Origin of the sequence: Streptococcus nidrosiense (genome assembly GCF_042140045.1) — a bacterium.
Taxonomy (GTDB): domain Bacteria; phylum Bacillota; class Bacilli; order Lactobacillales; family Streptococcaceae; genus Streptococcus; species Streptococcus nidrosiense.
Genome location: NZ_CP152419.1, coordinates 1067412 through 1083590, shown reverse-complemented (window position 1 = coordinate 1083590; position 16179 = coordinate 1067412). Strand labels below are relative to the sequence as shown.

The 16179-nt window shown below is 39.3% G+C and carries 15 protein-coding genes; 10 read left to right on the top strand and 5 right to left on the bottom strand.

Going from position 1 to position 16179, the window contains the following annotated elements; all coding sequences use genetic code 11:
* Positions 1–186 precede the first annotated feature (186 nt).
* The 3 genes from AAFQ93_RS05180 to AAFQ93_RS05170 all read right to left on the bottom strand — a co-directional run bounded on the left by AAFQ93_RS05180 (position 187) and on the right by AAFQ93_RS05170 (position 2597).
* A complete protein-coding gene (locus AAFQ93_RS05180; RefSeq protein WP_000192098.1) occupies positions 187–1041 on the bottom strand; it encodes a bifunctional methylenetetrahydrofolate dehydrogenase/methenyltetrahydrofolate cyclohydrolase in 855 nt (284 codons plus the stop codon).
* 138 nt (positions 1042–1179) lie between these two features.
* Positions 1180–1914 (bottom strand): amino acid ABC transporter ATP-binding protein, encoded by a 735-nt coding sequence (locus tag AAFQ93_RS05175; protein WP_223140765.1) that lies wholly within the window; start codon positions 1912–1914, stop codon positions 1180–1182.
* Positions 1914–2597: an amino acid ABC transporter permease gene (locus AAFQ93_RS05170; protein ID WP_223140764.1), complete on the bottom strand. Its 684-nt coding sequence runs from the start codon at positions 2595–2597 to the stop codon at positions 1914–1916. The genes AAFQ93_RS05175 and AAFQ93_RS05170 overlap by 1 nt, the downstream gene beginning before the upstream one ends.
* A 195-nt stretch (positions 2598–2792) precedes the next feature.
* On the opposite strand from AAFQ93_RS05170, the gene AAFQ93_RS05165 reads away from it, so the two are divergent.
* The 5 genes from AAFQ93_RS05165 (at position 2793) to AAFQ93_RS05145 (ending at position 7433) form a co-directional block, all read left to right on the top strand.
* Positions 2793–3023 (top strand): DUF1797 family protein, encoded by a 231-nt coding sequence (locus AAFQ93_RS05165; RefSeq protein WP_000443576.1) that lies wholly within the window; start codon positions 2793–2795, stop codon positions 3021–3023.
* A gap of 396 nt (positions 3024–3419) precedes the next feature.
* Positions 3420–5672 carry an AAA family ATPase gene (locus AAFQ93_RS05160; protein WP_375554855.1) on the top strand — a complete coding sequence of 751 codons (2253 nt, stop codon included), beginning with the start codon at positions 3420–3422 and terminating at the stop codon, positions 5670–5672.
* Positions 5673–5760: 88 nt separating this feature from the next.
* Positions 5761–6210, top strand: coding sequence for an NUDIX hydrolase (locus AAFQ93_RS05155; protein WP_045762885.1), 450 nt, complete (start codon positions 5761–5763; stop codon positions 6208–6210).
* A gap of 63 nt (positions 6211–6273) precedes the next feature.
* Positions 6274–6573 (top strand): DUF1827 family protein, encoded by a 300-nt coding sequence (locus AAFQ93_RS05150; RefSeq protein ID WP_153225417.1) that lies wholly within the window; start codon positions 6274–6276, stop codon positions 6571–6573.
* Positions 6574–6800: 227 nt separating this feature from the next.
* A complete protein-coding gene (locus AAFQ93_RS05145; protein WP_375554854.1) occupies positions 6801–7433 on the top strand; it encodes a GNAT family N-acetyltransferase in 633 nt (210 codons plus the stop codon).
* A 34-nt stretch (positions 7434–7467) separates the two neighbouring features.
* Here the strand turns inward: AAFQ93_RS05145 and metK are convergent, their stop codons facing one another.
* The gene (gene metK, locus AAFQ93_RS05140; protein ID WP_195184351.1) at positions 7468–8658 is read right to left on the bottom strand and encodes a methionine adenosyltransferase; all 1191 of its coding nucleotides are present in this window, start codon (positions 8656–8658) and stop codon (positions 7468–7470) included.
* A 238-nt stretch (positions 8659–8896) separates the two neighbouring features.
* Positions 8897–9595 carry a GntR family transcriptional regulator gene (locus AAFQ93_RS05135; protein ID WP_153225419.1) on the bottom strand — a complete coding sequence of 233 codons (699 nt, stop codon included), beginning with the start codon at positions 9593–9595 and terminating at the stop codon, positions 8897–8899.
* Between the two features lie 140 nt (positions 9596–9735).
* Between AAFQ93_RS05135 and guaA the strand changes: the two genes are divergently transcribed.
* From guaA to AAFQ93_RS05110, 5 genes are all read left to right on the top strand, one after another.
* Positions 9736–11298: a glutamine-hydrolyzing GMP synthase gene (guaA, locus tag AAFQ93_RS05130; protein WP_223140761.1), complete on the top strand. Its 1563-nt coding sequence runs from the start codon at positions 9736–9738 to the stop codon at positions 11296–11298.
* 246 nt (positions 11299–11544) lie between these two features.
* A complete protein-coding gene (locus AAFQ93_RS05125) occupies positions 11545–12318 on the top strand; it encodes an ABC transporter ATP-binding protein (RefSeq protein WP_371561145.1) in 774 nt (257 codons plus the stop codon).
* A complete protein-coding gene (locus AAFQ93_RS05120; protein WP_375554853.1) occupies positions 12308–14362 on the top strand; it encodes an FtsX-like permease family protein in 2055 nt (684 codons plus the stop codon). Before AAFQ93_RS05125 ends, AAFQ93_RS05120 begins: the two co-directional genes overlap by 11 nt.
* A gap of 32 nt (positions 14363–14394) precedes the next feature.
* The gene (locus AAFQ93_RS05115) at positions 14395–15078 is read left to right on the top strand and encodes a response regulator transcription factor (protein WP_375554852.1); all 684 of its coding nucleotides are present in this window, start codon (positions 14395–14397) and stop codon (positions 15076–15078) included.
* On the top strand, positions 15068–16069 hold the full coding sequence (locus tag AAFQ93_RS05110; RefSeq protein WP_375554851.1) for a sensor histidine kinase: 1002 nt from the start codon (positions 15068–15070) through the stop codon (positions 16067–16069). The genes AAFQ93_RS05115 and AAFQ93_RS05110 overlap by 11 nt, the downstream gene beginning before the upstream one ends.
* Positions 16070–16179: the final 110 nt, after the last annotated feature.

The following is a 16179-nucleotide window of genomic DNA, read 5'->3' as shown; positions in this document are numbered from 1 at the left end:
TAAACCTCCCTCTAGACGCTTACTTATTTTATCCATATAAATATTGATGCTTTTAATATATCAAAATAGTAGAGTTTTTTCAATAATTTGTAGAAGTTTTACTGTAATTTTATTAAAATAAGTGCAAGAAAAAACAAGTTCATTTTTTAGAACTTGTTTCTTCACTATATAAAATCAATGCTTGTATTATCTATCCAAACTACGCAATGCAGCTTGATAAGTCTGCTCCATAAGCATGGTAATGGTCATAGGCCCAACTCCACCAGGTACAGGTGTGATATGGCTAGCGATTGGCGCAACAGCATCATAGTCAACATCTCCACAGAGCTTGCCATTTTCATCTCGGTTCATCCCCACATCAATGACAACTGCTCCAGGTTTGACAAAGTCAGCAGTCACAAACTTAGCACGACCAATTGCTACGACAAGAATATCGGCCTTAGAAGCTACCTTGGCAAGATTATGTGTTCGTGAGTGGGTCAAGGTTACAGTTGCATTCTTAGCTAATAACAACTGGGCCATTGGTTTACCGACAATATTAGAACGACCAATGACGACTGCATTCTTACCTTCTAGTTCAATCCCATACTCATGAAACATTTCCATAATACCAGCAGGAGTTGAAGGAATCATAACTGGGTGACCAGACCAAAGGCGTCCCATGTTGAGCGGATGAAAACCATCCACATCCTTTTCTGGATCAATGGCTAGTAAAACAGCCTCTTCATCGATGTGTTTTGGTAAAGGCAATTGAACCAAAATACCATGCCAAGCTGGATCTTGATTGTATTTGGCAATCAAATCCAACAATTCCTCTTGGGTAATTGTTTCTGGAACTCGCACAACTTCACTCTGGAATCCTGCTGCAATAGCTGAACGTTCCTTGTTACGAACGTAAACTTGGCTGGCTGGATTTTCTCCGACTAAAATAACGACCAAACCAGGCACCAAGCCTGTCTCTTCTTTCAATTTCGCAGTCTTTTCAGCCAATTGTCCCTGTAACTTGGCCGCCAAGGCCTTCCCATCAATAATCTGTGTCATGTGTTTTCTCTTTTCTAACAAATATCTTCTATTATATCAAAAATATACTTGTCCCTCTAACACTTCTTACCTAAGAGACCTTATAGTCTGAAACTATAAGAAAAAGCCCTTATCGAGCTTTTCTAAATTACGATATTCTTACAAAACCTTACTCAAGAAATCCTTGGTTCTTTGTTCTTGGCTTTGTTCAAAGACTTGCTCTGGAGTTCCGTCTTCAACAACAACGCCATCAGCCATAAAGATGACACGATCTGCCACCTCACGCGCAAAGCCCATCTCATGCGTCACGATGACCATGGTCATTCCTGACTTAGCAAGTTCTTGCATAACTGCTAGTACTTCCCCTACCATTTCTGGGTCTAGGGCAGAAGTTGGTTCATCAAAGAGTAGGACATCTGGTTCCATGGCAAGACCACGAGCGATAGCGATACGTTGTTGCTGTCCACCAGACAAACTTTGTGGATAAGCATCTGCCTTATCTGGTAAACCAACCTTTTCCAAGAGCTCATGCGCTCTCTTCTCAGCAACTTCCTTACTTTCCCCTTTGGTCTTGATAGGAGAAAGCGTGATGTTTTCCTTCACTGTCATATTGGGGAAGAGATTGAACTGTTGGAATACCATTCCCATCTTTTCACGCATGGCAAAGAGGTCATTTTTCTTATCCGTAATATCCACTCCTTCAAAGATGACCTTTCCTTTTGTCGCTTCTTCGAGGAGATTCATGGAGCGAAGGAGGGTTGACTTCCCGCTACCTGACGGTCCGATAATCACCACAACTTCTCCCTTTTTAATCTCCAGATCAATTCCTTTTAAAACTTCATTTTTCCCAAAGTTTTTATGAAGATTTTCAATTTTTATAAGCGTTTCAGTCATTATTTTTTCTCTCCTTGTCCCATACGATTTTCAAAAGCTTTCAAGGCTAGTGTCAAGATAGAGGTCATAATCAAGTAGTAAAAGGCCGCAAATAAGAGTGGAGTTAAAGGTAGGTAGGTGGTTGTTGACACCGTAGTAGCTCCATTCCACAATTCCATAACACCGATTGCTGACAAGAGTGAACTATCCTTGATAATGGTAATAAACTCATTCCCCAAGGCTGGCAAGATATTCTTGATAGCCTGTGGCAAGATGACATAGCGCATAGCATTTTTAGGACGAATCCCTAGAGAGTAAGCCGCCTCTAATTGCCCTTTAGGTACTGCACTGATACCAGCACGAACTGTTTCTGATACATAGGCACCACTATTCATAGAGATAATGATAATCCCTGGAATCAAACGTGAAAAATCAACTCCCAAAACTCCAATCTGAATTGTAGGAGCATTGATGTGCATAAGAGCAAAAGCAATCATGATCTGTACCATCATAGGTGTTCCACGGAAAATCCAAATATAAATATTGGCAAGCCAAGCTAAGGGCTTCATTTTAGAACGTTGAGCAAAAGCCAAGACTATCCCTAAAATTGTCCCCAAAAAGACAACCAAAACCGAAATCAAGACCGTTACGAGAGCACCATAATTAAAATATGGCAGATATTTAGGTAAAAAAGAAAAATTCATAAATCCACTACTTTCTAAGTCTAACTTAAAACTTGTATGAGTATAACATGTTTTGAATAAAAATGCAATCTTTTTCCTTTTATTTTCAATAAAATTTCAAAGAAAACAGAAATAGCGAGAAATCTTAGTTTTTTCTAGTCAAGTGGATACTCTTTATGGTAAAATAGTAACGATAAGAAATGGAGGAGAATCAAAATGGAATCACATTTGGTTAGAATCATCAACCGCCTAGAAGCAATGACAAAAGATGGTGGTAACTTAAAACGTAACTTTGAGCGCGAGGGAGTTGTTGTAGCTGAAGTTGCTTTTAACCATGATGAAGAAAATGGCCCAATCTTTACACTTCGTGATGTTGAAGCTCGTGAAACATATACTTTTGACAGCATCGACTTGATTGCGATGGAAATTTACGAACTTCTATACTAATAATAGATATACAGAGGTTGGGAAAAAAGATCCCGACCTCACTTTTTATTAGCAATCAAACTTTGACGCGGTAGCTGATTGGACTTTTCGTTCGTCTTTTAGACTCCCAAAACTCCTAATCATCTTCGCGGGGCTGGGACTACGAAATCGAGACTTTGTCTATCGATTTCTGTCCCACCGCCTTTCACAAACGAGAATCCTTTTTGCATGACAAATAGGATTTTTTTCTTACTATCAAGATTTTCTCACGATTAGCGCTCTTCTATTAATAGTGCTAGTATCCAATCTTTTTACTTGAATTGCCCAATAATCATGATATAATTAAATTATATACTTGTTTGACTATTTTTGACCTTTTGGATTTAGTCAAGACTAAGAAAGAAATGAGGTGGCGGTATGCTCTGTCAAAACTGTAAAATCAATGACTCAACGATTCATCTTTATACCAATCTCAATGGGCAACAAAAGCAAATCGACCTTTGTCAAAATTGCTACAAAATTATCAAAACAGATCCTAACAATAGCTTATTCAAGGGCATTACAGATTTAAACAACCGTGATTTTGATCCCTTTGGAGACTTCTTTAACGATCTCAACAACTTTAGACCTTCTTCTAATAACAACAATATCCCCCCAACTCAGTCAGGGGGTGGATACGGTGGAAATGGTGGCTATGGTTCCCAAAATCGTGGTCCTGCCCAAACCCCACCACCAATCCAGGAAAAAGGACTCTTGGATGAATATGGTATCAATGTCACTGAGATTGCCCGTCGTGGAAATATTGACCCTGTAATTGGCCGCGACGAAGAGATAATCCGTGTCATTGAAATCCTCAACCGCAGAACAAAAAACAACCCTGTCCTCATCGGTGAGCCCGGTGTTGGTAAGACAGCTGTTGTCGAAGGTTTAGCTCAGAAAATTGTTGACGGTGATGTTCCGCATAAGCTTCAAGGTAAGGAAGTCATCCGCTTAGATGTCGTTAGCCTTGTTCAAGGAACAGGTATCCGAGGTCAGTTTGAAGAGCGCATGCAAAAACTCATGGAAGAAATTCGTGAGCGCGAGGATGTTATTCTCTTCATTGACGAAATTCATGAAATTGTCGGTGCTGGTTCAGCAGGAGAAGGGAATATGGATGCAGGAAATATCCTAAAACCAGCTCTTGCTCGTGGCGAACTCCAACTGGTTGGTGCTACTACCCTCAATGAATATCGCATCATCGAAAAAGATGCTGCCCTTGAACGTCGTATGCAACCTGTCAAAGTTGATGAACCAACTGTGGAAGAAACCATTATTATCCTGAAAGGTATCCAAAAGAAATACGAAGATTACCACCACGTTCATTATACTGACGGCGCTATCGAAGCGGCCGCTACCCTTTCTAACCGCTACATCCAAGATCGTTTCTTGCCAGACAAGGCCATTGACCTTCTAGATGAAGCTGGTTCAAAAATGAACTTAACCTTGAATTTTGTAGATCCTAAAGTCATCGACCAACGCTTAATCGAAGCAGAAAATCTGAAGGCACAAGCAACCCGCGATGAAGATTTTGAAAAAGCAGCCTACTTCCGTGACCAGATTGCCAAATATAAGGAAATGCAAAAGACAAAGGTAACGGATCAGGATACCCCAATCATCAGCGAAAAGACGATTGAACACATCATCGAACAAAAGACTAATATCCCAGTTGGTGACCTTAAGGAAAAAGAACAGTCTCAACTCATCAACCTAGCAGATGACCTCAAGGCTCATGTTATTGGTCAAGATGATGCAGTTGATAAAATCGCTAAGGCTATCCGTCGTAACCGTGTTGGACTCGGTACTCCAAACCGTCCAATCGGTAGCTTCCTCTTTGTTGGTCCTACTGGTGTCGGTAAAACAGAACTTTCTAAACAACTAGCTATCGAACTCTTTGGCTCTGCTGACAGCATGATTCGCTTTGATATGAGTGAATACATGGAAAAACACAGTGTGGCTAAACTCGTCGGTGCCCCTCCAGGATACGTAGGCTATGATGAAGCAGGTCAATTGACTGAAAAAGTTCGTCGTAACCCCTACTCACTGATCCTCTTGGATGAAGTTGAAAAAGCCCATCCAGATGTTATGCATATGTTCCTTCAAGTCTTGGATGATGGTCGTTTAACGGATGGGCAAGGTCGTACTGTTAGCTTTAAAGACGCCATCATTATCATGACCTCAAATGCAGGTACAGGTAAGGCAGAAGCTAGTGTTGGATTTGGTGCTACTCGTGAAGGCCGTACCAACTCAGTCCTTGGAGAATTAGGCAACTTCTTTAGCCCCGAATTCATGAACCGTTTTGATGGTATTATCGAATTCAAGGCTCTCAGCAAGGAAAATCTCCTTCAAATCGTTGATCTCATGTTAGATGATGTCAATAAACGACTCTCAAGCAATAACATCCATTTGGATGTAACAGATAAGGTTAAAGAAAAACTTGTAGACCTTGGTTATGATCCAAAAATGGGAGCTCGTCCACTCCGTCGTACCATCCAAGACTACATCGAAGATGCAATCACGGACTATTACCTTGAAAATCCAAGTGAGAAAAACCTCAAGGCTGTCATGACTAGCAATGGTAAAATCATGATTAAATCAAAAAATAAATTGGAAACAGTTGACTCAAATGACTAATTCCACATACTAAAAGAATGTTCTTACTTGACAGTAAGAGCATTCTTTAATATGATAGAAAGAAAGCGCACACATAAAGGAGAAATTTATGACAAATCCAACCTTTGGAGAAAAAAAAGAGGGTGTAACCTACAAAACTAGATATGGTGTTTATGCAGTCATCCCTGACTCAGCACATGAAAAGATTATCCTCGTTCAAGCTCCAAATGGTGCATGGTTCTTGCCTGGTGGCGAGATTGAAGCAGGTGAAGATCATTTTGAAGCTCTCAAACGAGAACTGATTGAAGAATTAGGTTTTACAGCTGAGATTGGCACTTATTATGGACAAGCAGATGAGTATTTCTATTCCAGCCATCGTGATACTTACTACTACAATCCAGCCTATCTCTACGAAGCTACTTCTTATCAAGAAATCCAAAAACCTTTGGAGGACTTCAATCATCTAGCTTGGTTCCCAATCGATGAAGCCATTGCTAACTTAAAGCGTGGCAGTCATAAATGGGCAATTGAAGCTTGGAAAAAACAGCATCAAGTTTAAATTAACTTTTCCAATTTTTCCAAAAAGTGCTATAATAGAAACAGAAACACAGGAGGAAAGCCTATGAAGCTCATCAACACTACTAATTCTCACTCAAACCTTGTTAAAAGCCAACTGGAGAGTACCGACGCTACACTCGTAGAAGTCTACTCTGCAGGCAACACTGATGTTATCTTTACTCAGGCACCGCTTCATTATGAAATCCTCATTTCCAATAAACATCGTGCTATCCGCGAACAAGAAATGGAAAAAATCCAAGAATTTTTCTTGAATCGCAAGATCGAAAAGCAAAATATCGATGAAGCTAATATCAAGACCCTCTACTCTGAAAAATTGATTGAAATCTCAATCCCAACAAAATAAAACTTAGTAATATTTGAGCTACACTCTAAAAATTCTAACTTTTTAGAGTGTTCTTTGTCTGTCTAATCCGATATTCTAGAATCAGATTCAGTGTTACAGAAAGAATTTTCTAACAATCCTTCAACTGACTAAATTTGGTAATATTTTTGTAATAACTCGGTACTTTAATCAAAAAAATAGCAAATTCTACTATCATTGTTTTGTAACATTAAAAAAGGAGCTCATAAATGGAAAAATTAATATACAGAAAAGCCAGGCTAGACGAATACCAAAAAATTGGAAAAGTAATAGCCGATAGCTTCTTTGACTATCCATTCTTAACTCTAATCATAGATGATCTCAAGAAACCTGAAAACTATCCTGCTTTCTTAGAACTATTAGAAAGTCTCCTTACTCGCCTCTATATCAAAGAAGAAACCTGTTTAGTAGCTGAACAAGACGGAGAAATCCTAGCTGTCGCCTTATTACAACAAAATGATTTTTCTATCCTATCTTACTTGCTAAATGGTGTCATAAAACTGTTTCGCTACATTAGCCCACGAAATTTTTTGAAGTATCTTGATTTAGTAGACCGTTCCGAAGAACATTTGAAAAAATCTAATAGCTTTGACTGGTATTTGATGCTCCTTGCAGTTAATCCATCCGTTAAAGGACAAGGAGTAGGCAGTGCTTTTCTTAGAGACGCAGTTGAGCCTTATGTCAAATCCAAGGGCTGCAAGCGCTTAGGGCTCATTACCAGTACAGAAAAAAATGTTCCGTTTTATAAAAAGAATGATTATGTATTGCTAGATTTTATGGAATTAGAGTACGGGACTAAGTCTATTGGAAACTGGGCTTTTTTAAAGACTATCGATAAATAACTAAAAAAGGAGTTTAAATCAACTCCTTTTTACTTTATTTAACTGCTTCTTTCAAGGCTTCTACCTTATCCAAGCGTTCCCATGGAAGATCGATATCTGTACGTCCCATGTGTCCATAAGCCGCTGTTTGACGGTAAATTGGACGTTTGAGGTCCAGCATTTGAATGATTCCTGCTGGACGAAGGTCAAAGATTTGACGTGCTGCTTTTTCAAGCTTGCTTTCAGCTACTGTTCCAGTACCGAAGGTATCGATACGAACAGATACAGGTTGAGCTACACCAATGGCATAAGCCAATTGCACTTCTGCTTTCTTAGCGAGACCTGCAGCAACGATGTTTTTTGCAATGTAGCGAGCTGCATAAGAAGCTGAACGGTCAACCTTAGTCGCATCCTTACCAGAGAAGGCACCACCACCGTGACGTGAGTAACCACCATAAGTATCCACGATGATCTTACGACCAGTCAAACCTGAGTCTCCTTGAGGTCCTCCGATAACGAAACGACCTGTTGGATTGATGAAGAATTTTGTCTCATCATCAAGATAAGATGCTGGAATCACTTCTTTGATAACCTTGTTAATCACATCTTCATGAATTTGTTCATTGCTAACTTCTGGATCGTGTTGAGTTGAAATAACGACTGTATCCACGCGTACTGGCTGGTCATTTTCATCATATTCAACAGTGACTTGAGATTTAGCATCTGGACGAAGATAGCTGATTTCACCAGACTTACGAAGCTCTGCCAAACGACGAACCAACTTGTGGCTGAGTGAAATTGGCAATGGCATGAGTTCTTCAGTTTCATTAACCGCAAAACCAAACATGAGACCTTGGTCTCCAGCTCCAATCAAATCAAGTGGATCTTGATCTGCGTTTCCACGAACTTCCAAGGCTTCATTAACACCTTGGGCGATATCAGGAGATTGCTCTACCAATGATGGATGAACTCCTACTGTTTCAGCTGAGAATCCATACTCAGTGTTGGTATAGCCAATCTCTGCAATCGTATCACGTACCACACGGTTAATATCTACATAGGCATTGGTTGAAATTTCACCAAAAACATGAACTGAACCAGTATAAACAGCTGTTTCAGCAGCAACGTGGGCTTCTGGATCTTGCTCTAAAATAGCATCCAAGATAGCATCTGAAATTTGGTCTGCAATCTTATCTGGATGCCCCTCAGATACAGATTCAGACGTGAATAATTTACGTTCTGACATAAAAATGTCCCCCCTTAAAAAATATTCGTTATAGAGTTACAAAGTACTGGTAGAGAATAGTTAAACGATGTTCACTACCACCTTATCGGGACCATATAACCTAACTATTATAACACGAATCTTTGAAAAATACTCGTATGATTACTATTTTTCTTAATTGGAAAATGTTTTCTAATCTTAGCCAAATAAAAACTCTTAAAGTGGATAGGATTTCCAACTTCAAGAGATTTCTTAAAAACTAATTATTTTCTAGATAAAACTCAAAACGTTCTCCGACGTATTGGCTCTTTACATACTCAAAAGCTGTACCGTCATCAAAGTAAGAAACCTGAGTCAGTCCTAAAATAGCATGACCTTTTTCTACTTCTAGATAATGAGCAATCTTTTCCTTGGCTAGACGAGCATAAATAGTTTGGTGAGATTTACCAATCCGATAACCATGTTTCTGTAAGGTTTGAAAGAAGTGCTTGGTTACTTCTTCTTTCTTGAAATTCTTGATAAATTTCTCAGGAATAGATGCTACTTCATAGACCACAGGAACTTGATCTGCATAACGAACACGTTCCATTCGAATAATATTTTCAGTGGTCTTGATCCCTAATTTTTCAACTTCTTGCTCATTAGGAATAGTCCGACGATAGGAAATCAGATGACTCGATGGTGTTTTCCCCTGAGCCTTCACAATTTCCGTAAAACTGGTCGTTCCACGCATTTTTTCCTGAACACGAGTACTAGAAACAAAGGTCCCGCTACCCACACGACGCTCCAAAACTCCTTCCTCGACCAAAAGGGAGATAGCTTGACGCAGTGTCATACGGCTAACCTCAAATTCCTCAGCTAAGTCTCGCTCACTTGGAAGTCTTTCTCCAATTTTCCAATTTCCCTCATCAATACCTTTTTTGATTTGGTCGTGAATTTTCATATAAGCTGGTAACATGCTTGCTCACTTCTTTTCTTTATTTTTTCCATTGTACCCTATCTCATGGGGAAAAGTCAAACTGCACTTGTTTGGTTGGTAATTCTGGGGCATTTATGATAGAATATTCAAGAAGATATTTCTTTTAAGAAAGGGAAAAGATGACCAACATTTCAACTGATTTGCAAGATGTCGAAAAGATCATCGTACTGGACTATGGTAGCCAGTATAACCAACTTATCTCACGTCGTATCCGTGAGATTGGTGTCTTTTCAGAACTAAAAAGTCACAAGATTTCGGCTGACGAAGTCCGCGCTATCAATCCTATCGGGATTGTACTTTCAGGTGGTCCAAACTCTGTTTATGAAGAAGGCTCATTTGATATTGATCCAGAGATTTTTGAACTTGGAATTCCAATTTTAGGAATCTGCTACGGTATGCAGCTATTAACTCACAAGCTTGGAGGAAAGGTTGTTCCTGCAGGTGATGCTGGTAACCGTGAGTATGGACAATCCACTCTTACTCACACCGAGTCTGCTCTTTTTGCGGGTACTCCAGATGAGCAACTTGTCTTGATGAGCCACGGAGATGCTGTTACAGAAATTCCTGCTGATTTCATTCGTACTGGTACATCAGCTGACTGTCCTTATGCATCAATCGAAAATCCAGACAAGAAAATCTATGGTATCCAATTCCACCCTGAAGTTCGCCACTCAGTACACGGTTATGATATCCTCCGTAACTTTGCCTTGAACATCTGTGGTGCCAAAGGCGACTGGACAATGGATAACTTCATCGAGATGCAAATCAAACAAATCCGTGAGAAAGTTGGAGACAAACGTGTTCTCCTCGGACTTTCTGGTGGTGTTGACTCTTCTGTTGTTGGGGTTCTTCTCCAAAAAGCCATCGGGGATCAATTAATCTGTATCTTTGTAGACCACGGTCTTCTTCGTAAAGGGGAAGCTGATCAAGTTATGGATATGCTTGGTGGTAAGTTTGGGTTGAACATCGTTAAGGCAGATGCTGCCAAACGTTTCCTTGATAAATTGGCTGGTGTATCTGATCCTGAACAAAAACGGAAGATTATCGGTAACGAGTTTGTTTATGTCTTTGATGACGAAGCAAGCAAACTAACAGATGTGAAATTCCTTGCTCAAGGAACACTCTATACGGATGTGATTGAGTCTGGTACCGATACTGCTCAAACCATCAAGTCTCACCACAACGTGGGTGGACTTCCTGAAGATATGCAGTTTGAACTCATCGAGCCTTTAAATACTCTTTACAAGGATGAAGTTCGTGCCCTCGGTACTGAACTTGGCATGCCAGACCACATCGTATGGCGCCAACCATTCCCAGGTCCAGGACTTGCTATCCGTGTCATGGGTGAAATCACTGAAGAAAAACTTGAAACAGTTCGCGAATCAGACGCTATCCTTCGTGAAGAAATTGCCAAAGCAGGTCTTGATCGTGATATCTGGCAATATTTCACTGTTAACACTGGCGTTCGTTCAGTAGGTGTTATGGGGGACGGTCGTACTTATGACTATACAATTGCTATCCGTGCTATCACTTCTATCGATGGAATGACAGCTGACTTCGCTAAGATTCCTTGGGAAGTCCTACAAAAAATCTCTGTTCGTATCGTAAACGAAGTTGACCACGTTAACCGTATCGTCTACGATATTACAAGTAAACCACCTGCAACTGTTGAGTGGGAGTAAAGTTTCCTATAAAATAATAAATAATACTGCTGGAGCATGGACTACAGTGGTATTATTTTTTATAATTTCAATAATAGGAAAATTTCTCGACTCTCAACTCCTCTTTTTAAATCCTTGAAACCATGCTATAATATAGTAAGTATAGCTCCAATAACCTAATGATAAAGATTTCTTACATCATCCGTAAGTGTTATTCTACTCTGATTCATATTATAATGAAAGTAACAAAAGATGGAGGTGTTTCACATGGAAACAATTTTACGAGTAGAATCATTAAAAAAGCATTATGGAAAAGAGCCGAATATCACCAAAGCCTTGAACGGTATATCTTTTCAAGTTGTTAAAGGTGAGTTCTTAGGGATTATGGGGAGCAGTGGTTCTGGGAAAACAACCCTTCTTAACTGTCTCGCTACTATCATCAAACCAACTGACGGCTCCATTCAAATGCAAGAAAAAGATTTAGGTCAGTTAAAAGGTAGTCAGTTAGCTGATTATCGTGGCAAGGAAATTGGTTACCTCTTTCAAAATTTTGAGCTTTTGGACAATCTGACAGCCAAAGAAAATATTTTACTCCCCTTGTCTTTGCACAAGGTCGATGCCAACGAAAGTAAGGTTCGGTTAGAATTGCTTTCCCAATATCTAGATATTTCTGAACTTCTGGATAAGTTCCCATCTCAATTATCAGGTGGTCAACGGCAAAGGGTAGCTGCTGCGCGTGCCTTGATTTTAGACCCTAAGATTGTATTTGCAGATGAGCCCACAGGAGCTTTGGATTCAAAAAATGCGACCATTTTGATGCAAAAATTATCCGAAATGAATCAAGTGGAAGAAACCACCATTCTCATGGTGACCCACGATTCAGTCGCTGCCAGCTTTTGCAACCGCATCTTGTTTATCCAAGACGGAAAACTATTCCATGAAATTCGACGCGATTATCCAAGAGAAAGTCAAGAAGATTTTTACCACAGAATACTAAAGGTCATGTCTGTACTGGCTGGAGGTGATGGCAATGTTTTCTAAATTAGTCTCAAGAAATAGCAAGAGAGATCGAAAGAATAATGGCTTGTATTTCAGTTCCATGGTTCTTTCTATTATCTCCTTTTACATCATCCTTTCTTTGTCCCATCAAGATGTGATGATCTTTCTAAAACAAATAGAGAGTCATGCTGTAGATAAACTCTTTAGCATGATTCCCATTCTTTACGTAGCAACGCTCTTTATTCTCTTTTTTCTAGTCTACTTCGCAAGCAGTATGCAGATGGAAAGGAGAAAACATGAATTTGGTGTCTATCTAACGCTAGGGATGCGAAGAAGCAAACTGTTCTTGCTGCTCCTACTCGAGGATTTGAGAAACAGTATCCTTGCTCTTGGAATAGGTCTTCCAATTTCAATCTTGATTTCAGAACTGATTAGCCTAATAACTGCTAAAATTGTTGGGCTAGGGATTATTGAACATCAATTTTCTCTATCTACTACAGCTCTATTCTATACAATCATCGGTTTCCTAGCCGTAAAATTAGCTGTCTTTATTCTTTTAAGTGCAAAAACAGCCAATAAGGAAATCGGAGATTTGCTATCCTATTCTCCTTCTGGCATGAAGAAACTACTCCCCAAGGGTGTGTACCTTCTTGCTTCTGTCCTCGGAATTTTGCTTCTAGGAACAGCCTATTACTTGGGGATGAGTGGACGAGCTTGGGAAAATGTCATAACAATGGGCATCACTGTTCTCTTGGGGACTCTAGGAACTATACTACTCTTCTTTGGTATGCGTTTGTTTATAGACTTTTTGGTCAAGCTTGGAAGCAATCGAAAACTCCACACCTATAATTTTAGACAGATTCAGGAATTAGTTATCCAACGCTCAACTATACTGGCTATCTGCTCCCTCTTAATCTTCTCTGCCCTGTGCCTCTTTGGAGCAGGTGTTGCCATTGCAAGTGGCAATTCAGGCAATCAAACCCACGTTTTGGATTATACATTTAGAGATAGCAAGCAGGAAACAGATGAAAATCTTGATATGAATACAGTTAAAAAAGAGCTTGAAGCTGCTGGACTGGCATCACAGTTTTCAAAGATTCTACAAATCAAAGTGGGCAAACCGAAAGAACACGAGTCCGTGTCCTTTGAAAAGTTCATCAAGGTATTGAAAGAGCAAAAAGAAAGTAAAAACAAGGAAGTCTTAGTCCATAATTTCCAGAAGTATATAAGTTGCCACCTTTTGCCACTCTCTGAATACAATGAGCTTAGAAAGGCTGCCAGTCTCCCTCCTCTAGAATTAACAAACAAGGAAACCTACTTGTATATGGGAAAAGATTTTCTCCCGGATGAGAATCTAGTTAACTCTGTTCTGAAAACAAATCCTCAAATCAAAGTCATGGAAAATGATGTAAAATTGATTGGAGAGGTTCAGTCTTTACCAATTGTAACGGATCGTGAAATAAACATTTCTGTAGCCCTCATAGTCCCAGATGAGACCTTTATGAGCTATACAGATGGTCGGTATTCAAATTATGTTAGTGGTATCTTGGCTCCTGAGCTGGTCAAGGAAAAAGGCCTGATGAAAGCTATCTCAGATACCAATAAAAAGCTGAATCAAAGCCCTCTTGGCTATGAAAGTTATATACAAAACATGGGAAGACAATTATTTTACATTATCTCTGCCAGCTATATCACCATCTATCTGGCTATCATCTTCCTTGTTGTCGCAAATACAATTATCGGCGTTCAGTTTTTGATGGGACAAAGACAATCCTACAGACGATACCAGACTTTAATCCATCTCGGAGCAAACTACGAAACTCTTTGTAAATCTTCAGAAAAGCAAATCAATTGGTATTTTGGTCTGCCAATAGCCCTTGCACTTATCAGTAGTAGCTTCGGAGTGAGCTCCCTCCTCACAGGAATAGTACCAGCCAATGCAAGAATGGCCATGGGGCAGAAATTTTTCACAGCCATGCTGATAATACTGCTGTTAGCTGGATTTGAGATCATCTATATAAGAATTGTAAAGAAAAATAGCAACAAGTACTTGTTGTCATTAATGGAACCCAAAAGAGATGAATAAGGTAGAATAAAATAGGAAAAGGAGGAGCCGATATGAAGCATATTCTGGTTATTGAAGATGAAGCCTTGATTCGAGATGAAATTGTCATTTTGTTAGAGAAAGCGGGTTATCAAGTTGATAAGTTGACTGACTTCAAAGATACAAGCCAGCAAGTGCTGCAATACGATACGGATTTAATCATACTGGATTTGAATTTGCCAGGAGAAACAGGTTTTCAAATTTGTAAAAATCTCAAGTCCAAACGCTCTTTGCCCATATTGGTTCTCACCTCCCGTGAACAACTAAAAGATGAGATTTACGCCCTAAAATTAGGGGCTGACGAGTACTTAACAAAACCTTTCAAGAAAGAAAGATTCTTGGCTCGTATAGAAAACATTTTGAAACGCTATGAAGGTAGACAAAATTTGCTTGAAAAAGATAATTTCCTGCTGGATAGAAATACCTATACTCTTTATATCAACGGACATTCGATTTTACTCCCCCAAAATCAAGGGAAATTGTTAGAAAGCTTATTAGTGGCAACTGATTCTGTCGTCACAAAAGAAGAACTAAGTATGAAACTGTGGAATACAACTGAGTTCATCGATGAAAATGCCCTACAAGTAAACATTGCAAGGCTGAAAAAGGTGATGAAACAGGCTGGCATTGCTCTTCAAGTCAAGTCCGTCAGAGGTATTGGTTACAAGCTAGAAGAGGTAAGTCCAGATGAAAGATAATCTAAAATATCTAGCGAGTTATCTGCCTTGGTTACTTGTTCTCTTAGCATTTGATCTATTTACAGCTGTCCTGCTTTGGCTTTCAGATGTGAGAATGTTTCAAGCTCTCATTCTTCTCTATATTTTAGCCACCGTCCTGCTTTTTTTCGTCCTATCATTCTTACTTATAAGAAAAGAAAGAAAAAAAGCCACCGCCTATAAATCCTTCATAGCCAATCCTAAGATCGATACTGAGCTTGAATTATTGAATTTATCAAGTGCCTCAGAGAAAGAAAGCATTGAAAAAATAGCAGATACACTTTATCAAAAGCAGGCTCAAATAGGAAAACTCAACTCATTACTAGCCGAGTACGAGGACTATGTTGAAAAATGGGCGCATGAGATTAAACTTCCTTTATCGCTTCTTTCCCTCCTTTTAGACAATCAAAGTGACCAACTACCTGAGGATACTGCTTTTAAATTGGACTATGTGAAAAACCAAATCCAAGGAAATGTATCACAGATCTTATTCTACTACAGGGTGAAAAGTGAGAAAAATGATTTTCTATTTGAAGACCTTGACCTAGAAGAGTGTATCCAAGATCTTTTGGAGAACTTTGATCCCTTGCTCAAAGAAAAGAATTTTACGATTAAGTTAGAAAACATACAAGGAATCTGCTACACCGATCAACGCAGTTTTGAATTTATCCTGTCTCAAATACTAGCCAACGCCCTTAAATATTGCTCTGACAAACCAGAACTCAAGATTTCTATGTCAAGTGACAAGGGGCGCAAAACCCTGATTATTAGGGATAATGGGTGTGGAGTTAAAGCTTGCGACCTCCCTCATATCTTTGAAAAAGGATTTACAGGTGATTCAGGAGAGACAAGGAAAAAATCAACAGGCATGGGTCTCTATCTTGTCAAACAATTAGCAGATGCTTTAAAAATCGACATCGTAGTGAAATCCGAATGGATGCATGGATTTGAAATATCTCTTTCTATTTCGTAATTTTTCGATTAAGAAAATTGCCTAGTCATAGAAAGCACATATTTTATACCAAAAAGGAAAGCACTTCTGCTTTCCTTTTTGATATCATAAAAACACCCTGAAATACTTGT